The organism is Citrobacter sp. KH_055_1 (genome assembly GCF_057838705.1).
The window spans coordinates 2893733-2913748 of record NZ_CM174473.1 but is presented as its reverse complement, the minus strand read 5'-3'; the positions used below and the strand labels follow the sequence as shown (position 1 = coordinate 2913748).

Annotated in this window: 12 protein-coding genes, 3 tRNA genes and 4 pseudogenes; 9 read left to right on the top strand and 10 right to left on the bottom strand. The window is 50.6% G+C overall.

The genetic code is table 11. The features are described 5' to 3' along the window. Positions 1-798 carry a metal-dependent hydrolase gene (locus AC3ITF_RS13860; protein ID WP_135912250.1) on the top strand — a complete coding sequence of 266 codons (798 nt, stop codon included), beginning with the start codon at positions 1-3 and terminating at the stop codon, positions 796-798. Between the two features lie 416 nt (positions 799-1214). Next, positions 1215-2648: a PTS glucose transporter subunit IIBC gene (ptsG, locus tag AC3ITF_RS13855; RefSeq protein ID WP_096757538.1), complete on the top strand. Its 1434-nt coding sequence runs from the start codon at positions 1215-1217 to the stop codon at positions 2646-2648. 55 nt (positions 2649-2703) lie between these two features. On the opposite strand, the gene AC3ITF_RS13850 is transcribed toward ptsG, so the two are convergent. The 4 genes from AC3ITF_RS13850 to AC3ITF_RS13835 all read right to left on the bottom strand — a co-directional run bounded on the left by AC3ITF_RS13850 (position 2704) and on the right by AC3ITF_RS13835 (position 7683). After that, on the bottom strand, positions 2704-4482 hold the full coding sequence (locus AC3ITF_RS13850; protein WP_489175760.1) for an aminopeptidase P family protein: 1779 nt from the start codon (positions 4480-4482) through the stop codon (positions 2704-2706). A gap of 15 nt (positions 4483-4497) precedes the next feature. Beyond that, positions 4498-5952, bottom strand: coding sequence for an AMP nucleosidase (locus AC3ITF_RS13845; RefSeq protein ID WP_115258852.1), 1455 nt, complete (start codon positions 5950-5952; stop codon positions 4498-4500). Between the two features lie 118 nt (positions 5953-6070). Further along, positions 6071-7393: a shikimate transporter gene (gene shiA, locus AC3ITF_RS13840; RefSeq protein ID WP_096757535.1), complete on the bottom strand. Its 1323-nt coding sequence runs from the start codon at positions 7391-7393 to the stop codon at positions 6071-6073. A 214-nt stretch (positions 7394-7607) separates the two neighbouring features. Beyond that, a tRNA-Asn gene (locus AC3ITF_RS13835) sits at positions 7608-7683 on the bottom strand. A 326-nt stretch (positions 7684-8009) separates the two neighbouring features. Between AC3ITF_RS13835 and nac the strand changes: the two genes are divergently transcribed. From nac to AC3ITF_RS13805, 6 genes and pseudogenes are all read left to right on the top strand, one after another. Then, positions 8010-8927: a nitrogen assimilation transcriptional regulator NAC gene (nac, locus tag AC3ITF_RS13830; protein WP_115258850.1), complete on the top strand. Its 918-nt coding sequence runs from the start codon at positions 8010-8012 to the stop codon at positions 8925-8927. A gap of 101 nt (positions 8928-9028) precedes the next feature. Continuing rightward, positions 9029-9982 carry an HTH-type transcriptional regulator Cbl gene (cbl, locus tag AC3ITF_RS13825; protein WP_115258849.1) on the top strand — a complete coding sequence of 318 codons (954 nt, stop codon included), beginning with the start codon at positions 9029-9031 and terminating at the stop codon, positions 9980-9982. A 269-nt stretch (positions 9983-10251) separates the two neighbouring features. Then, positions 10252-10821: pseudogene (locus AC3ITF_RS13820) on the top strand (3-oxoacyl-[acyl-carrier-protein] synthase III C-terminal domain-containing protein); the annotation flags it as partial. Next, positions 10818-11807 (top strand): annotated as a pseudogene (locus AC3ITF_RS13815) (SDR family NAD(P)-dependent oxidoreductase); the annotation flags it as partial. The pseudogenes AC3ITF_RS13820 and AC3ITF_RS13815, both read left to right, overlap by 4 nt. 118 nt (positions 11808-11925) lie before the next feature. Beyond that, positions 11926-12441, top strand: a pseudogene (locus AC3ITF_RS13810) (glycosyltransferase); the annotation flags it as partial. 79 nt (positions 12442-12520) lie between these two features. Next, on the top strand, positions 12521-14977 hold the full coding sequence (locus AC3ITF_RS13805; protein WP_489175759.1) for an ankyrin repeat domain-containing protein: 2457 nt from the start codon (positions 12521-12523) through the stop codon (positions 14975-14977). Between the two features lie 143 nt (positions 14978-15120). Here the strand turns inward: AC3ITF_RS13805 and AC3ITF_RS13800 are convergent. The 3 genes and pseudogenes from AC3ITF_RS13800 to mtfA form a co-directional block, all read right to left on the bottom strand. Then, positions 15121-15271 (bottom strand): annotated as a pseudogene (locus tag AC3ITF_RS13800) (Arm DNA-binding domain-containing protein); the annotation flags it as partial. 160 nt (positions 15272-15431) lie between these two features. Continuing rightward, positions 15432-15507: transfer RNA gene (locus AC3ITF_RS13795), tRNA-Asn, on the bottom strand. Between the two features lie 100 nt (positions 15508-15607). Continuing rightward, positions 15608-16405 carry a DgsA anti-repressor MtfA gene (mtfA, locus tag AC3ITF_RS13790; protein WP_115258844.1) on the bottom strand — a complete coding sequence of 266 codons (798 nt, stop codon included), beginning with the start codon at positions 16403-16405 and terminating at the stop codon, positions 15608-15610. A gap of 93 nt (positions 16406-16498) precedes the next feature. Between mtfA and AC3ITF_RS13785 the strand changes: the two genes are divergently transcribed. Continuing rightward, positions 16499-16588: transfer RNA gene (locus tag AC3ITF_RS13785), tRNA-Ser, on the top strand. Positions 16589-16654: 66 nt separating this feature from the next. Here AC3ITF_RS13785 and AC3ITF_RS13780 read toward each other — a convergent pair. From AC3ITF_RS13780 to AC3ITF_RS13770, 3 genes are all read right to left on the bottom strand, one after another. Continuing rightward, the gene (locus AC3ITF_RS13780) at positions 16655-17698 is read right to left on the bottom strand and encodes a tyrosine-type recombinase/integrase (protein ID WP_489175758.1); all 1044 of its coding nucleotides are present in this window, start codon (positions 17696-17698) and stop codon (positions 16655-16657) included. Continuing rightward, positions 17673-17915 (bottom strand): DUF4224 domain-containing protein, encoded by a 243-nt coding sequence (locus AC3ITF_RS13775; RefSeq protein ID WP_071667664.1) that lies wholly within the window; start codon positions 17913-17915, stop codon positions 17673-17675. Before AC3ITF_RS13775 ends, AC3ITF_RS13780 begins: the two co-directional genes overlap by 26 nt. 284 nt (positions 17916-18199) lie before the next feature. Further along, positions 18200-19996, bottom strand: coding sequence for a hypothetical protein (locus tag AC3ITF_RS13770; RefSeq protein ID WP_489175757.1), 1797 nt, complete (start codon positions 19994-19996; stop codon positions 18200-18202). Positions 19997-20016: the final 20 nt, after the last annotated feature.

Sequence of the window (20016 nt, the reverse complement as noted above, 5' to 3'; positions counted from 1 at the left end):
ATGTTTTTAGTCGACTCACACTGCCATCTTGATGGCCTGGATTATCAATCTCTGCATAAGGACGTGGATGACGTGCTGGCGAAAGCGGCAGCGCGTGATGTGAAGTTTTGTCTTGCCGTAGCGACCACCTTACCCGGATACCGCAATATGCGCGACCTGGTTGGCGAGCGCGATAATGTGGTGTTCTCCTGCGGTGTACATCCGTTAAATCAGGATGAAACCTATGATGTAGAAGACCTGCGTCGCTTTGCCGCGGAAGACGGCGTGGTGGCGATGGGGGAAACCGGGCTGGACTATTTCTACACCCCGGAAACCAAAGTGCGTCAGCAGGAGTCGTTCATTCATCACATTCAGATTGGCCGCGAACTGCAAAAACCAGTGATCGTCCATACCCGTGATGCGCGAGCCGATACGCTATCGATTCTGCGAGAAGAAAACGTGACGGATTGTGGCGGCGTACTACACTGTTTTACAGAGGACAGGGAAACTGCGGGCAAATTGCTGGATCTCGGATTCTATATCTCTTTTTCCGGCATCGTCACGTTCCGTAACGCCGAACAGTTACGCGACGCCGCGCGCTATGTTCCTTTGGATCGCTTGTTAGTTGAGACTGACTCTCCGTACCTTGCGCCGGTACCGCATCGTGGTAAAGAGAACCAGCCCGCCATGGTTCGTGATGTCGCAGAGTATATGGCCGTATTGAAAGGTGTTGCCGTTGAAGAACTGGCGCAAATCACCACTGATAACTTTGCCCGCCTGTTTCACATCAACGCTTCGCGCCTGCAATCTATCCGTTAATTGAGTTTTTTTAAAGCTCGTAATTAATAAGTAAACCGAGTAAAGTTCACCGCCATAAAATGGGCGGTGAATAACCAGTTAGACACATTCAGATACTCATTTTATCGGATTGTGCGAATTTTACGGCTATCCACAGCTGAATTGTGATAGCCGTCAAACAAAAATAAGCTGAATTATTTTACTCTGTGTAATAAATAAAGGGTACTTAGATGCCCTGTTCACGGCGAGGTTCTCCCCCCTCGCCAATGCGTGAGAACGTAGAATACGCAAAATCATTCAAGCAGCATCAAGGCGGCAAGTGAGTGAATTGCAGGAGCTTACTTAAGTAAGTGACTGGGATGAACGAGCGCAGCCAACGCTGAGGCGGTTTGAAGGATAAAGTGTATAAGCACAAATACTCAGGAGCACTCCTAATTATGTTTAAGAATGCATTTGCTAACCTGCAAAAGGTCGGTAAATCGCTGATGCTGCCGGTATCCGTACTCCCGATCGCAGGTATCCTGCTGGGCGTCGGTTCCGCTAACTTCAGCTGGCTGCCAGCCGTTGTATCGCACGTTATGGCAGAAGCAGGCGGTTCTGTTTTTGCAAACATGCCGTTGATTTTTGCCATCGGTGTCGCGTTAGGCTTCACCAACAATGACGGTGTTTCCGCACTGGCTTCAGTGGTTGCCTACGGCATCATGGTCAAGACCATGGCTGTGGTTGCGCCGCTGGTTCTGCATTTACCTGCTGAAGAGATCGCAGCTAAACACCTTGCTGATACGGGTGTTCTCGGGGGGATTATCTCCGGTGCGATAGCAGCGTATATGTTCAACCGTTTCTACCGTATCAAACTGCCTGAGTATCTTGGCTTCTTTGCCGGTAAGCGCTTCGTTCCAATTATTTCTGGTCTGGCTGCCATCTTTACGGGTGTGGTCCTGTCCTTTATTTGGCCGCCGATCGGTACTGCTATCCAGACATTCTCCCAATGGGCTGCATACCAGAACCCGGTTGTGGCGTTCGGTATCTACGGCTTCATTGAACGCTGCCTGGTACCGTTTGGTCTGCACCATATCTGGAACGTTCCATTCCAGATGCAGATTGGCGAATACACCAACGCTGCGGGCCAGGTGTTCCACGGCGATATCCCTCGCTATATGGCGGGTGACCCGACTGCGGGCATGCTGTCTGGTGGCTTCCTGTTCAAAATGTACGGTCTGCCGGCTGCCGCTATTGCTATCTGGCATTCTGCAAAACCAGAAAACCGCGCGAAAGTGGGCGGTATCATGATCTCCGCGGCGCTGACCTCGTTCCTGACCGGTATTACCGAGCCGATCGAGTTCTCCTTCATGTTCGTGGCGCCGATCCTGTACATCATCCACGCGATTCTGGCAGGCCTGGCATTCCCGATCTGTATCCTGCTGGGTATGCGTGACGGTACGTCGTTCTCTCATGGTCTGATCGACTTTATCGTTCTGTCCGGTAACAGCAGTAAACTGTGGCTGTTCCCAATTGTCGGTGCTGGCTATGCTATCGCCTACTACACCATCTTCCGTGTGCTGATCAAAGCGCTGGACCTGAAAACCCCGGGTCGTGAAGACGCGACTGAAGACAGCAAAGCGGGCGCAACGGGTGAAATGGCTCCGGCCTTAGTTGCTGCTTTCGGCGGAAAAGAAAACATCACTAACCTCGATGCGTGCATTACGCGTCTGCGTGTCAGCGTGGCTGATGTCGCCAAAGTGGATCAGGCTGGCCTGAAGAAACTGGGTGCAGCAGGCGTGGTGGTTGCGGGTTCTGGTGTTCAGGCTATTTTCGGCACCAAGTCCGATAACCTGAAAACTGAAATGGATGAATACATCCGTAACAGTTAAGCCGTAAGATGTTGGGGAGAACTAAGGCAGCCTGCGGGCTGCCTTTTTTAATGCATTAATTGGCCTGAACACGAATCGGCGCGGTGGCAGCAAATAGCCATGGACGAGCATCACTGTTTACGCGCGGTGACAAGGTTTCTCTGACTTGCTGATGGTAATCATCAATCCACTGCTTTTCGCTCTCGCTCAGCAGATGCAACTCAACCAGATTCAAATCAATAGGCACCAGCGTCAACGTGGAGAAGCGGCAAAAGCCAGGGCGACTGTCGATAATTTCCACCTGATTCTCAATGCGGATACCGTATTGTCCGGCCAGATAATATCCTGGTTCGATGGTGATAATGTTGCCCGCAACCAGAGGCCAGGGATTCACTTTCTTCGCAATGCGGTGCGGCTGCTCGTGGATCAACAACTGATGTCCGACACCGTGGCCGGTGCCATGATCGTAATCCAGGCCCAGCGCCCAAAGTGCCCGACGGCTAAACGCATCCAGTTGATGCCCCTGAGTACCGCTCGGGAATTGCAACGTGATCAGCGATAAAAAGCCTTTCAGCACTGCAGTGTAATGCAGTCGACGCTGTGGATCCTGCGGGCCAAAGGCGAGGGTGCGCGTTGTATCCGTAGTGCCGTTCTGATACTGACCACCAGAATCATTTAAATACATCGCCTGAGAGGTGATGGGGGTATTGGTTTTTTCGCTGGAATGATAATGACACATTGCCGCATTGCTGGCTGATGCTGAGATCGTACCAAAACTTTGTTCAATAAACCCAGGCTGCTGCTGGCGAAACGCCAACTGTTTTTCCTGGGCTTCCAGTTCGGTTACCGGATTACCCGCCGCCTCACGTAAGGGGACTTCATGCGCCAGCCAGGCGAGGAAGTTCACCCAAGCGACACCATCCTGCTCATGACATTCGCGATAACCCGCTAGTTCTGTGTCATTTTTATGTGCTTTGATAAGCGTTATGGGATCGGGTGCCCAGAGGAGTTCGCCGCCGTGCTGTTCAATGGCGAATCGCAGTGCAACTGGTGCATAGTCTTTATCGACCAGGAAGCGTTTCCCGTGGGCAAGTTGCTGGCAGCGAGACAGAAAATCCTCTTGTGGCGAAATCGTTAATGCGTTCAGTAGCGCTTCGGGTAACTGCTGCGTTTTGTTGGCATCCACGAACCACTCCAGTTCACCACTGCGATGCAGCAAGGCAAACGAAAAAGGCACCGGAACCATATTGAGATCTGAACCGCGCACATTGAGCAGCCAGGCGATGTTATCGGGCAGGGTGATTGCCAGGAAGTCAGCCTGATGCTGAGCAAGTTGCTCGACGATCCGTGCGCGTTTCTGCGCACTGCTTTCGCCGCTGATCTCAATGGGCATTTCGCGGATGATGCCGCAGGGGGCAGCCGGACGGTCGAGCCAAACTGTATCGAAGGGGTCGGTTTCCAGCGCGACCAGTTCGCAATGAGTGGCCGAAAGCGCCTCAAACTGGCTGTTGACCATCAGCAGAGGCTCAAAGCCAATGCGGGTACCTGCTGGCACATGCGTCTGCAAATAATCGGCTAGCGGCTCGTCGTGTAAATGATGAATCTCGAAATCGTCCAGGGAGACTTCGTTACGGACCTGGACCTGGTAACGTCCATCGACAAACATCAATGCGCGATCGCGAAGCACCAGTGCCAGACCGGCTGAGCCGCTAAAGCCGGTAAGCCAGGCCAGTTTATTGTCGTGTGGTGTGCAATCCTCACTCTGATGAGCATCGGCGCGTGGAACAATCATACCATCCAGTCCCTGTGCTAACAGGAGATTGCGCAGGGCGGAAAGGGGCGTTGAGTTATGCATAGTTACCTTCAGGCCTTAACGGAACGGCGGTTCGTTGAACGTACGTAGTTTGCGGGAATGCAGGCGATCGCCTTCGGCGCGAAGCCGATCGATTGCCCGAATACCGATTTGCAGATGCTCGGAAATTGCACCTTCATAAAAACGGTTGGCCTGGCCTGGCAGTTTAATCTCTCCGTGCAGCGGTTTATCGGAGACGCAAAGCAGGGTGCCGTAAGGTACGCGGAAACGGTAACCCTGCGCGGCAATCGTGGCGCTCTCCATATCGATAGCGACGGCACGACTGAGGTTAAAACGCAGCGCAGAGGCAGAATAGCGTAGCTCCCAGTTACGGTCGTCAGTGGTGACGACGGTGCCGGTACGCAGTCGCTGTTTGACCTCTTCACCGGGCATGCCGCTGACCTCTTTGGTCGCGTCATACAGCGCGCGCTGGACTTCGGCGATGCTCGGAATCGGAATATCTGGCGGCAGTACGGCATCCAGCACGTGGTCGTCGCGTAGGTAGGCGTGGGCGAGAACGTAATCACCTATGGCCTGGCTCTCACGCAGGCCACCACAGTGCCCAATCATTAGCCAGACGTCAGGACGCAGGACCGCCAGGTGATCGCAAATGGTTTTGGCGTTTGACGGGCCAACGCCGATATTCACCAGTGTGATCCCCTGACCGTCGGCGGTGATTAAATGCCAGGCGGGCATCTGGTGCTTCTTCCAGGCAAGATCGGAAATAGCCTCTTCCGGTGCCTCAGTTTCTGCGGTAATCCAAATTCCACCTGCGCATGACAGCGCAATATACGGACTGTCCGGGTCGAGGATCTGGCTACAGCCCCAGCGCACAAACTCATCGACATAGCGAGTGTAGTTGGTGAACAGTACGAAGGGCTGAAAATGTTCTACCGGTGTGCCGGTGTAATGGCGCAGGCGTGCAAGTGAAAAATCAACGCGTCGGGCGTCGAAGTGCGACAGGGGAGAAAATTCTGCCGGGTGAAATGTTCCATCCGCGGTTTCATCGCCAATCTGCGACAGTTCGGTAGTGGGGAAATGGCGCGTTAATCCGGCGCTCATGGAGCGGTCGAGCGTCAACTCAGAACCGTCTATCACGTAGGGGTAGGGGATCTCGTGCTGGGACGGTTCGACAGAGATATGCGCATCGTAATCCTGGTACAGCAGGGTGAGCTGTTCTTCAAGATAAGGTCGGAACAGAGACGGGCGAGTAATGGTCGTGGTATAGCAGCCAGCATGGGTAAAACGGCCATAGGCGCGTGTTTTTGGAGGATTCGTTGCGCTGCCATCCCAGGTCACAGAAAGTGAAGGGTAAACAAAAAGACCTTTATCTCGGGCGATGATGTCAGGAAGCGTCCCGGTTTCAATGTACTTGCCAATGGCGCTACGCAGAGCCTTAACTGATTGCTCATACAATGCGTCCAGTTTATCCAGTGCCTGAGCCGGGGTCAGGCTGGAGCCCTTATTGTTCATGTCTGTCTCCTTGTTCCACAGATGTGCTGCTCTCCCGATAGTATGTCACAGGAATGTGAAACAAAAGTCAGACGTTAAGGAAGAATCTGCGAAGGCCGAACGGCCTTCGCAGAACGGCTTAGCCGTGTGGTTTATCTTTCATCAGAATTGCGGTCGCGGCAGAAATAAGACACCCCGCCATTAGGTATATGGCTACGCTGTGCCAGTTTCCGCCCGAGAAGGTCACCAGTGCCGCGGCAATAAACGGGGTAAAGCCGCCGCCAACGACGCTGGCTACCTGATAGCCAACGCCAGCACCGCTGTAACGGTAACTGGCGCCAAACAACCCGGTAAACATTGGCTGTTGCACGCAGACCACCATGTCGTGGGCGATGTTTGCCAGCATAATGGCGAAGAATACAATCCAAAAGATAGACTGTGCCTCAAGGGCCATAAAGAACGGAAAGGCACAGAGCGTGCCGACCAGAGCGCCGGTAATGTAGACCCGTCGGCGGCCGAAGCGGTCAGCAAGCCAGGCGAAACAGGGGATGGTCAGACAGCTCAACCCACCAACTAACAGACCGATATTCAGAAATAGCTCGCGCGGTAGACCCAGATTTTGCGTGGAATAGTTGAGTGCAAACGCGGTGACGATATACATGGTCAGCAGCTCACACAGGCGCAGGGCGATTATCTTTAAAAATGCGCCCGGATGGCGGATTAACGCCTCAACGACCGGCAGCCGCTTTTTCTCGGGCAGAGGTTCCTGTTTTTGCTGCTCGAACTCAGCTGATTCATCCATGCGGTTACGCATCCATAATGCACCAAGTACCAGCACGATGCTGAACAGGAATGGGATGCGCCAGCCCCAACTCAGGAACTGCTCATCGGTTGTTTGCGAACTGATCAGCGAAACCAATCCGGTCGAGAGCAATAGGCCAACGCCATAACCCACCTGCACGCCGCTGCTGTAGAAGGCTTTTTTATTTTTTGGCGCGCTTTCGACAGAGAGTAACGCCGCGCCGCCCCATTCGCCGCCGACGGCAAAACCCTGAATGGCGCGTAGTGTTACCAGCAGTACTGGAGCCCACCAACCGATAGTGTCAAAAGAGGGGATGATGCCAATCAACGCCGTGGCAATACCCATCACCCAGACGGTAAGCATCAGCATACGTTTGCGGCCAAGACGATCGCCGAAGTGACCGAAGATAACTCCGCCTAATGGGCGGAATAAAAATCCGACACCAAAGGTGGCAAAGGCCGCGAGCGTGCCCATCGCCGGGCTGACTTGCGGGAAAAACTCGCGGTTAAAGACTAACGCGGCGGTGATGCCATACAGAAGAAAATCATACCAATCGACCACGGCACCGGCGAAGCTGCCCAGTGCGGCACGTCGAGCGCGATCGCGATGATGTAAAGAGGAGTCCTCCTGAGGACTCGCGGAGATGAGGGTGGAATCCATAGCTATCCTGTCTGTACTGATTTTTTGTTATTAGTATTGGAATAAGGTTACGCACATTGCAGTCGATATATTAGCGACTGTGATGAGACTACCGCGACAGGCGGGAAGAGAAAACGATTTTATCTGTTACAACGGAGTAAGATGACAAATAGGACGAAAGAGAAAGTAGAAAAACAAAAAGCCTGCTTAGTTTCCTAAGCAGGCTTCTTAAATTTGGCTCCTCTGACTGGACTCGAACCAGTGACATACGGATTAACAGTCCGCCGTTCTACCGACTGAACTACAGAGGAATCGTGTGAACGAGGCGCATATTAGCGAGGGGCGCGGGTGTTGTCAAAGGGGTAAATGCAATTGCGAGTTTGTTTGCTGACAAAATCAACAAAGCGGCGATCTTTCCCGCTTTTTAGATTGTTGCCCTATTCTGGTGCGCCACAGCATGTGGTGGGGCAGAGGAAAAGACGGCTGCCAGGGTAAAGAATATTTATCATTGACCTCCAGGCCTTGTTTTACGGGCACTGAGCGCTGTGGCCCGTACTCACTCGAAACTGGCAAGCATTTTGCAAACCTGATGAACATGACTGCCAGCACGGGTTCTGGTATTCCGACAGGAGGCAAAATGAACTTCAGACGGCTGAAATATTTCGTAAAAATCGTCGATATTGGTAGCCTGACCCAGGCAGCGGAAGTGTTGCATATTGCGCAACCCGCGTTGAGCCAACAGGTTGCTACGCTGGAAGGCGAACTGGATCAACAGTTGCTGATTCGTACTAAGCGCGGCGTGACACCGACTGACGCTGGAAAGGTGCTTTATACCCACGCCCGCACGATTTTGCGGCAGTGCGAGCAGGCGCAGCTTGCCGTCAGTAATATCGGACAGACCTTGAGCGGCCAGGTGTCTATTGGCCTTGCCCCCGGGACGGCAGCGTCATCTATCACCATGCCGTTATTACAGACCGTGCGCGCCGAACTGCCAGAGGTGTTGATCTACCTGCATGAGAACAGTGGAGCGGCGCTAAACGAAAAGTTGCTCAGTGGTCAGCTCGACATGGCCGTACTCTACGAACGTTCTCCGATCGCAGGTATTACTAGCCAGCCATTGCTAAAAGAGGATCTTTTCCTTGTCGGCACACGAGATTGTCCAGGGCAAAGTGTTGATTTAGCCGCTGTAGCCCAGATGAATCTGTTTCTTCCCCGGGATTACAGCGCGGTGCGTTTACGTGTAGATGAAGCATTTTCATTACGCCGTTTAACGGCCAAAGTGATTGGGGAAATTGAGTCTATTTCCACCTTAACCGCAGCGATTGCCAGTGGCATGGGGGTGACTGTTTTACCGGAGTCCGCTGCTCGTTCACTCTGCAATGCGGCAAATGGCTGGATGGCGCGTATTACCACCCCATCGATGAGTTTGCCGTTATCGTTGAACGTGTCGGCCAGGGGGAGTTTATCGCCTCAGGCTCAGGCGGTGAAAGAGATCCTGTTGTCGCTTGTCGGTAGCCCGGCACTGGAAAACCGTGAACTGCAGTTAGTGAGTTAAACCTTATTCCGTGCAGGAATAAGATGCAGGTTTTTATTATTTGTTATGCCGGTCATCAGACTTTAACAATAGCGTAATGTCTGATGTATCCGGAGTGTAGAGTGAATTTCCAGCAACTTAAAATCATCCGTGAAGCGGCACGTCAGGATTACAACCTGACGGAGGTCGCGAATATCCTTTATACCTCGCAATCGGGGGTAAGCCGCCATATTCGCGAGCTTGAAGATGAACTGGGTATCGAAATATTTATCCGCCGTGGTAAACGCCTACTTGGTATGACCGAACCGGGTAAAGCCCTGCTGGTTATCGCTGAACGTATTCTCAATGAAGCCAGCAATGTTCGCCGACTTGCCGATCTGTTTACCAATGACACTTCCGGAGTGCTGACGATTGCCACTACCCATACGCAGGCACGTTATAGCCTGCCTGCGGTGATTAAAGCGTTTCGCGAACTCTTCCCTGAAGTTCGCCTGGAGTTAATTCAGGGCACGCCGCAGGAAATCGACGCACTATTGCAAAATGGTGGGGCAGATATCGGTATTGCCAGCGAGCGGTTAAGCAGCGATCCCCTATTGGTGGCTTTTCCATGGTTTCGTTGGCATCACAGCCTGCTCGTACCTCACGATCATCCGCTAGTCCTGACGTCCCCGCTGACGCTGGAGGCCATTGCTCGCTGGCCGCTTATTACTTACCGCCAGGGCATCACCGGGCGTTCACGTATTGATGAGGCATTTGCCCGCAAAGGATTACTGCCAGATATTATCCTCAGCGCGCAGGACTCTGATGTGATCAAGACCTATGTGGCGCTGGGACTGGGCATTGGGCTGGTGGCGGAGCAATCCAGCGGTGAACAGGAAGAGGGGACGCTCACCCGTCTGGATACCCGGCATTTATTCGATGCCAATACTGTCTGGCTTGGCTTGAAACGCGGTCAATTACAACGTAATTACGTTTGGCGATTCATCGAGTTATGCAATGCAGGGTTATCCGTGGAGGAGATCAAGCGACAAGCGATGGAGCCAGATGATGAAGTAATGATTGATTATCAGATATAAAAAAAAGCCCGCTTAGAGCCTATTCCATTAGGACTATTTTGCTTGCCATTTCGAACCTGGGCAGTGCTCAGAATCCTCACGTACTACGTGTACGCTCCGGTTCTTCCGCGCTTGAGTCAGTAAAATCAGCCCGGGTAATTTGGAATTGATTAAGTAATAATGTTCTATGGAATAAGACAACAGTTGGTTTTATGGAAAAAACACACTCTGACTCGTCTGTCACAAAGTGCAAGATTATCGCGACAGGAATTGCCTTACCGTCAACGTGCGTCACCTCTGCCGAACTGGCGTCGCGCGGCATCGACTGGAATCACGAAGAATCTTCACTTATTTTCGGCGATGGCGCGGCATGTGCGATTGTCGAACGTGGCAACGGGCGTAGCGGTATTGTCGCCAGTCTGATTGAGATGTACCCCGATGGCAGCGAGTTATGTGAAATTCGCGCAGGTGGCACACGCTGTAATCCGCGTGCAGGTATGGCTGAAAACGATTTCTTGTTTCATATGCAGGGCTATCCCTTGTTTCGTTACGCCTCTTCGCTAATTGAAGACTATTTCGCCCGGCTGTTGCAAAAAAGCGGCCTGACGCTGGCAGATGTTGCGACTGTAGTGCCGCATCAGGCAAGCCATCTTTCCCTTGAACATATGCGCAAACGTCTGCATGTCCCGGCCGCGACAATGGTAGATATTTATCGTCATTATGGTAATCAGGTTGCCGCTTCGATCCCAATGGCGCTGCATGAAGCCGTTAACAGCGGTCGGTTTACGCCGGGCAACCCGGTGATGCTGATAGGCACAGCAGCCGGTCTGACGTTGGCTGGCTTGGTATTACTGCCATGAAAGTTCTGGTGACTGGTGCAACCAGCGGCCTCGGACGCAACGCGGCGCAATATTTGCTGGAAAACGGCCATCAGGTCGTGGCGACGGGACGTAATCAACGAGTGGGCGAACAACTGGCGCAGGTCGGTGCGCATTTTATCCCGCTGGATCTGACGCAAGCCCGTCAAAATGACTGTATTCGGTTAATGACTGGCTGTGACGCGGTGTGGCACTGCGCCGCCAAATCCTCGCCCTGGGGCAAACAGGCGGAATTTTTCCTCGCCAATGTGCTGGCAACCCGCGTGTTGGCGCAGGCCGCCGGACATGCCCAGATACCGCGCTTTATCCATATTTCGACCCCTGCGGTCTACTTTGATTTTCAGCATCATTACGTTCTGCCGGAAAGCTACCGTGCGCGCGCTTTTTCCAGCCATTACTCCAACAGCAAATTTCAGGCGGAGCAGGAAATTAGCGGTGCCGTCACCCGTTTCCCCGCCACTACCTTTGTGCTACTGCGCCCTCGTGGTTTGTTTGGTCCGCACGATAACACCATCGTTCCACGCATATTGCAGCAACTGCAGCGCGGTGGTGGGGTGTTGCGTTTGCCGCGTGGCGGCGATCTGCATACGGTCATGGTCATGCAGCCCATCCTCAGCGGCGATCCTGCACTGGAAAGTGTACTGGTCTCGACGGTGGGGCAGTTGCGTGGTGCGGCATTTCTTTGGCTGATTGACGATGACGATGCGGAAGTTGCGCGGGTCACGCAGCGTTTGCAAGTACGCTATCCCCAGCAGCATATTAATGTTCTCTCCTTTCCTCAGGCGCCAGAGGGCGTTAATCCCAAGCTGTTTAAGCTGGAACAGGCGAAGGTGCAGGTAACGCGTGATGTGATTCTGGTGCTGGACGATGATGCAGTATTGAGCGCGGAGTCATTGTGCAACATGCTGGATGCTCTGACGGAGAGCACGCTGGTGACAGCGCTTCCCTGGTATCGTGCGGCGGATAACCTGCCTTCCCGTTTGCTGGCGCAGTTTGTTAACGACAACTCAGCCCTGACCTATTTGCCGCTGTTACCGTTTTCGCCGCCACTGACGCTGAACGGTATGTGTTACGCCATTCACGGTAAAACGCTGGCCCGCTGCGGTTAGTTTTATCGGCCCGGCGCTCTACACGCCGCCATCGCAAGGCGTTGCACCGCCCTTTGAAGTAAATAAACGCCATGTGCTGGTGACGCTCGGTACACATCTGGACTGGCATAAAGATGCGGTAATGCAAGCCGTTATCGCGCTGGCAAGTACGTTGCCCGAGTGGTTTTTTCATTTCACTGATGGGCATCATTGTGCAGCGGAATCGCAGCGGCAGGACAATGTCTACCGTGTATCCTGGGTGAACTACGATGACTGGCTAACGCACTATGATGCGGTCATTCACCATGGTGGTGCAGGAATAATGTGGCATTGCTTGCAAAAGAATATTCCGGCGCTGGTGTATCCGGTGGACTATGACCAGTTTGATCATGCTGCGCGGTTGGCCTGGCGTGGGAAAGGGGTCTGGATTAAGGATGGATTAAAAGGACTGGAAAAGGCGGGACCGTTGTTAATGGCGTTGGTTGATGCGCGTGATTCAGAATCGCGACAATAAATTCAACGAGATTGACCTGAATTACGATTGACTAAAGTGTGTGAACGTCTGCGATTATTAGCCCCTGATAAGGAATTTTATGCTGAACTGGATTTTTAAGGATAGTAAACTCACGCTACGGAAAATTTGCTTAGACAGCAAACTATCCACCTCTAAAAAGATACAAAAAATTGAGACGTACCTTGCTAATGGAGGGGATATCAATTTTATTGATCCCGATATTTCCCCTTGTAACGTTCTGGTTCCTCTCTCACGCAGTCCCGAGTCAGATATCTCCCTGGTACAATACTTATTCGATAAAGGGGCGAAAATTGAGTGCAATGGTTTTAGCGCCTTTCATTCAGCTATTGAGTTTAATAATACGGCGTTGGTGAGGTTTTACCTCACTTTAGGTGCCGATCTTTATTATCAAAATCGCTACAATAATTGTTGGCTTAATTACCTTTATCACCCCGAGCCACAGTATACCTACCAGGATTATCAACGCAGAGATATGATTGACCTTCTGCTTGACGCTCATGTAGATATCAATAAGCCTGTGAGTTTTTGGACCAATGGTGAATTTAATCTTCCGCTGGAGATATTATATTCTGAAAGAAGTAAAGACCTTTTTATACATATCATAAATAAAGATATTGCGCTGGATATCGAAGCGTCTGCGCTAATCGAAAATATTATTTTTGCGAGTGAGTTTTGGGGGCTTGAAACCTTTGCGCCGTTGGTGAAACGGTTTCCTGACTTTAAAAAAGAACGCTACATTATGGCCAATGATAGCAGTTTTTGGGATGACGCCAATTTGTTGGAATTGTGCGTTTATGCCAACGCACAGGACTTCTGCGAATATTTACTCGACAATTTGCCACAACTGAAAGCCGATTCACGCGCCAAAAGTCTGGTCTATGCGGCACTGAAATCTAAGTTTGATTTGAGAATTGTCGAGAAACTGCTTAAGGTGACCGTCGATATCAATCGCATCTATAAGATGACGCCACCAGAATCTTACCAGGCACCGTTGATCAGCCAGTACCTGGACAATGACAAATATACTGACCCCGATCAACGTGACTACATCTATCAGGCTCTTGAGCTGTTACTTAAATATGGCGCTGACCCCAATAGTGAATTTGTCAATACAGGTGAATCCTATGAGATGTTGATTTGGTCAAATTTACGATTACTGGTCTTCCCCATGGTAAAAAACAGAACGTTTTTACCCCAGTTTCTCGATCTCTTTTTACAGTATGGTCTCGATATCAATAAGAAATTTGGTGCTGTGGAAGAACCGACCTTACTGACTATCACCCAGCGTGGTTCATGGAAAGAAGATCAAGAAACGATCATTCAGGTGATGGAGTATTTGCTACCTAAGGGACTCGATTTAAACCTGACCAATATTTACGATACTAACTTTGTCTCAGCCGCTGCTATTTCTTGCCGCAGTCAACTCCTTGAATGGCTGATTAACCAAGGGGGCGATATTCATACCCATTGTGGTTTCGATAACTCGCCGATATTACATAAAGCGATTTCTACCTACTCTATAGACGCAATAACCGGCCCAATACGGCGTCAAACCGTTCAGTTGCTGTTACAACATGGCGCAAAACTCGAAGAGTTTTCAGTCGATGAACGATTTACACCGTTGATGTGCGCCTGTTACTACGGTGCTCAATCCTGTGTCGAACTGCTCCTGGAGCAAGGGGCAAACCCGCATGTGAAGAATGGTGAGGGTTTCACTCCTGCCCTGTGCGCCGTCACCGGCGGTGTCTCAAATGAATTTCCCCGTTTTGAATCCACGGCTGTGCGGATCCTGAAGTTATTACAGCAGTATGGTGCTGACCTGGCCGTAAAGAATTGCCGTGGTAACAGTCCACTCGTGGCGGCAATCGAATTGGATCATAAAGAGATATTTGAAGCACTTCTCCAGATGGTGCCGTATAGCCAGGCACAACGTGAACACGCGCTTGTCTTTGCAGAGCCGGAGAGCTATTTCCACCGTCGTCTACGCCAACATATCAACGGCGAAACGGCGCAAGAGGTTACGCCACTCCCAACTGAAGAAGAAAGCGAAGTAGTCGAGCCAGCCTTACCCCATACCGAAGTTAAAGCTGGCGTCGGGGCAGGAGAACCACAGCCGTTCGTAACAAAAACCGGACCAGAGGCCAGCAGTGCGGCATCGGATAAACTTCATCTTCCGACGATTATCGAACTTAAAGCCAAAGTGCAGAGCTTTTTTACACTGATCGCCCGTGATCCTGACGTCACGCCTGCGCAGTTAAACGGTATTGAAGAACAACTCGATCTGTTAATTGAAAAACTGGATACCTTCAGCTTTTTTCGCAATCAAGCGACCAAAGAGGAATTTGAAGAGAGTATTCAGGAATATCTTGATGAATCCGTCGAGCAAATCAACACCATCATTAATGATGATTATCCGGCGTTGACCGAGGCGTTGGTCGATGCCGTGTGGGTGATTTTGCAGTTCTACTGCGTTGATATCGAGATTGAAACCGCACTCAGAAAACGTTTCTGGTAACGTTTCATTTTCGAATAGAGCTGTCTGGCTGTGGCGGTGGCTGGGTCTGCTTGTTAAATCTCGTGAGAGACTGCCGAAAAGCGGTCCGGCGATTGTGAGCACTGATCACAATCGCCGCATGGATCTCTTCGCACTGCTTTTTCTCTTTTCACTTTGCCGTCACTACGATACTTGAGATACCAGTGACGTGAGTCGGCCCGGTTTAATCAGAAGATACAGATCGTGAGAGTCAGAAATCTTAAAGGGTTTATCAGATGGTTTGAGACTGCGGATTTTGGTGTCGGTAAGAGACATATGGGGTCACTCCATAATAGAACGAACCGGACCCCAGATTTGACCACCAATTTTTCCCGATGCGGAGGATAAAATCAAAATGCATCAGGAAAAGTTTTCACGCTAAGCTGTTGTATTAAAACCATACAGGTATTAATGAAGCTGCACGAAAACAAGAATTTGGCTCCTCTGACTGGACTCGAACCAGTGACATACGGATTAACAGTCCGCCGTTCTACCGACTGAACTACAGAGGAATCGTGTGAACGAGGCGCATATTACTGACCTCACCATGACGTGTCAACAGTAAAATTAGCACGTCATTTCAATTGGTTAATTAATCCTCAAAATGCAGTATTAATGCACATTCGATGAGCGATTATTCTCATCTTCCCGGTTATCGCGTAGTCGTTGCAGGGGATTCTGCCGATAAAACTGGGAAAAACGCTGCCATAGTGCAGGAAAACGAGGTGCAAATAATTCGGGTGCGCTGAAGTAATATTCCGATAACACGGCAAAACATTCGGCAGGATCGGTCGCAGCATAGGCGTCTATACTGCAAGCGGTTTCACCCACCAGGTCAACTTCATCCTGAATATTATTCATTGCTGCATGCAAATCGTGTTCCCAGCCAGCGATATCCCGCAGCGGGATCGCCGGAATACCGCTGGCCCGATCGCCATTGCGCATATCCAGTTTGTGCGCCACTTCATGGATAATCAGATTAAAACCGGAGGCATCGAAGGAGTCCTGAATATCGAGCCAGTTCAGGATAATCGGCCCCTGCTGCCAGCTTTGCCCGGATTGAACGACGCGTTGGTTATGCACCAATCCAATGTCATCCTCCCATTCATCATCCACGACAAACGGGGCAGGGTAGATCAGAACTTCATGAAAACCATCGAGCCACTCGATACCCAATTCCAGAATGGGTAAACAGAAAAGCAGAGCAATGCGCGCACTTTTTAGCGGATCCAGTTCAAGTCCCTGCAGTGCAACTAACCTTTTTTGCTGTAAAAAACGCTCAGCCAGCGCGATAAGTCTGGCGTGTTCTTGCTCAGTGAGATTCACCAGAAGAGGAATTGCCAGGGCGTCATCCCACGGCCAGTCATCATTCCGGGTTGTTTCTTGCTCTTTCCAGGGCCACTTAATCATCGTTTTGCTCGCAAACTCGTCACTTGAACGAAATTGACGGAACGGGGTCTGTTAAAATGCCAAATTACCTGGCATCATGGCAACCGCCAGAACGGAGAGATGCCAGAGCGGCTGAATGGACCGGTCTCGAAAACCGGAGTAGGGGCAACTCTACCGGGGGTTCAAATCCCCCTCTCTCCGCCACTATTCAAACACTTAGCTCAATTCCTTTCAACGACTCATGTCACACTTGGTATAGTGTTGGTATATTCACTTGGTATAAAACTCGCCATCATCATCTTCTGATTTACCCAATACTGGAAGATCCAATGTGGGAGAAATTTTCACTTTTCTGTCATAAACCACAACTTGGCTTTCAGTTTTGTGACCTGAGAATAGTTGTTTGTCCTTACTCGAGCCTTCGTAATCAGATATTCCCTTGGCTTTGAGATCATGAAATGTACACGGCAGTTTTCTATCTAGTTTTTTTCCTGCTGCTTCCCTTGCAGTTTCCCACAGATCGTTAAACCCACTTTTCGAGTATTTAGTTTTTTTGCTGCTACAGATAACCGTTTCCCGCCCACCCAGGGTTTTTGCAAGTTCGATGGCGTTATGAAGCCGTTCAGTCCAGACTTTTATTTGTTTAGTGCCGGTCTTTCCCTGCTGGATAAAAATGCCTTCCTCGCTTACTTGCGACCATTTGAGAGAAAGAACATCCGAAACGCGAGCCGCACATAAGTAAGATATCTCCATGCCAACCCGGAGAGCTGGTGCCGCCTCTTCATAAATTGCCTGATATTCTTCGTCTGTCACGTACACGTCACGGGCTTTTAAAGAGAACTTGCGCACTCCTTTGCATGGATTTCCTTTCACGTATCCTCGTTCATATCCCCATGAGAAAACACGCGACATCCCGCCGAGTTCCTGGTTTGCCTGGTTAATACTGCGTTGGCCACGTTTATCCAAATAGATCCTGACCATCTCAATTTTTATGTCATCTGCTCGCATATTCCCGAACACTGGGACCAGGTTTTTTTCATATGACCTGTAATCAGTCTGTGTTCGCGGAGCCAGTTCAGCAAAAGCTGGGCTGCTGGTGAATAACTTCCATAATTTAGAAAATGTCATTACGTCTGAACGCTTGGCTTTTTCTTCCTCATAGCGCGCCCATAACCGGGACATACTTGTCCCGGTAATAGGTGCAAGAGTTACACTTTGTTTTGTTCCTTTTGGCTTCCACACATAGCTATAACGGTTTTTAGTTACGCGTGGAGGGAGGTGCTTGTCTTTAGGATCTTTTCTTGGTCTGCCCATTGATTGCGTCGTAATTTGGCTCAAGTGCAACATATTCATCGACCTTAGGTAATTCAGAAACTCCGGGATCAATACTTCTGCGCAATACAATTGGACGGTTCCGCCCATCAGTGGTGAACGGTATGCCGTGACACCGCAGTTGTCGCTGCTGGTGGGTGTAGCGCTGATAGCCAGTAATTTCTGCAATTTCCTGAGGAGACAGTGTAAGTTCATGCATCGGCTATTCTCCCGATAGCCAGCCATTACAGTACGTGAAACAGCTGGCGAAGATTGATGATCAAAAATCAGCAGTTGGTTTTGCCTTTCTTTTTTGGCGCCGTTTTTTCTTGGGTTTTATGCTCTGCGGTAAAGCACGCTGACGAACTGGCGGTCGCGTGAAAACATGTTCGCTTATGCGCCGCCGTTCTCCGATTCGCCATACATGCCAGACAGTCCAGTCACATCCATCATCACAGACGTGCAGAGAACGGATCAGGGCTTCATCGCCGGTTAAACTTTCTGTCACTGCTCCGCCTCCGCGCTTATAACCCCAGCGGCCAACGCTGCGGCCATGTGCGGCAATTCTTCAAAATCGCCGCGGTATGCCGGGTTTGCACACATCCCCTGCAGAGCTGCGAGCGTCAGTTTCTGGCGGTATGTGAGGGCCATCGGGGCAGGTTTTGGCGCAAATACTGTTTCTGGGTCCTTTTTCGGCTTAACGGTAACCACGGGAGGATCCATCTCCACCGGTTTTGGCGGTTCCGGGCGACGATATTCCACGATCGCATCTAGGGCGATTTTCTGACGTACGGCAGCATCATCAGACCAGCTATCAAGAATTGTCGTTGCGACATCGTGAACTTCTTCGTCGCTGAAATTGGGCGACAGACAAAATTCAGTGGTGGCAATATCGATGATCAGCAGAGGAAGAATGTCAGCGATAAAATGACCAGTACATGTCACAACGCCTTCCGCTTCTTCTTTACCCATAATGTCGGTTCGTCCGGAAAGCAGATCGTTCAGCGCGTGGGCAATCTCAATTTCATGAGCATCCAGAAGTTGCCGGTAGTCTTCCAGTTCGGTCACTTCCGTTTTTTCGCCCTCATTTGAGGCGCTATTGGCAAATGCTGCATCCAGTTCCCTGTCGAGTTCTGCAGTGCGAGCCGGGCAGACAACTGGTGGTAAATTTTCGTCCTGTAACGTCTGTTCGGTTTCACCATCAGACTTTGCTCCATCTTTTTTTTGTGGCAGCGGGGCAGACGTACGTCCGCAGGCAATATCAATGACCAGTTGTGGTGGATTAACGCAGTCAAAACCCGCAATGAAGCTATCGATGTATTGGCGAAGTTCGCCAGGGTAAATATGAAGTTTTTCATCTGCGGTTTTGATGATGGCCACGATGGACGCCGGGTGATAATCATGAATACCCGGTGTTCGTGAAAATGGCGCACACCAGTCATCAATCTCGACATCTTTACTGCACAGCATGGTATTGATGCGCATTTCAATGCCAACTGGAGGGCTGCACACGTCGAAATCCATGGATCGGGATAATTTTCCCATGGCTGTGCGATAGCGCAGTCTGGTAGCAAGTTCGTTCATGGTCGGCTTGTCACTGCTCCTGGTGCCAGTCTGAACACACTTTACTGGCTCGCGTTTATCGGGCGGGGTATCAGCCCATTGGGTAAACAGGTTTTTATAGTCTGGCCATTTAGCATTGTCGCGCGCCTTCTGACGCACCCAGGTCAGGCATTCGGTCTGTTTTTCAGGAGACATGGCAAGAATGCGGGGGTCTTTGGCAAGACCCTCTGCCTGTTCGCGTAAAGGGCTAAATTCATCATCATTCAGCATGTCGATTAACTGGCCATACTGAGAAGGGGTGATTTCCTCAATGGCACCAAACACCGCAAGGCAGTATGCGCGGGCCAGCACATCCAGCTCTTTCACCGGTTTCATTTTTTCTTCTGTCGCGTCAGCATTAAGTTGTTCATTTCCGCCAGCAAGCTCTGGCTCAACTATGATGCGCTCTGGTTCGCCTTTCTCAGCATTCCAGACAATTTCACCAGTGAAAAGGTCGGTATAGAACTGCCCTTCAACAGTGCAGAACATTCCTTCCTCTACTTCCCATACCTTGGGAGCAAAATAATCATCAGCATAATCTGGCGCGAACTGTATAAAATCCGCATGCAGTAATGTTTTTGCTATTGTTTTATTCTTGGCTTGTTTAAAAGCAACATAAACCGGAAGCGTACTATCTTTTTCAAGTGCGCTTTTTTTTGGTTCGAATCTCCCGCCAAATTTTTTTAATCCAATTGTCATAATAACCTCAATAATATTTA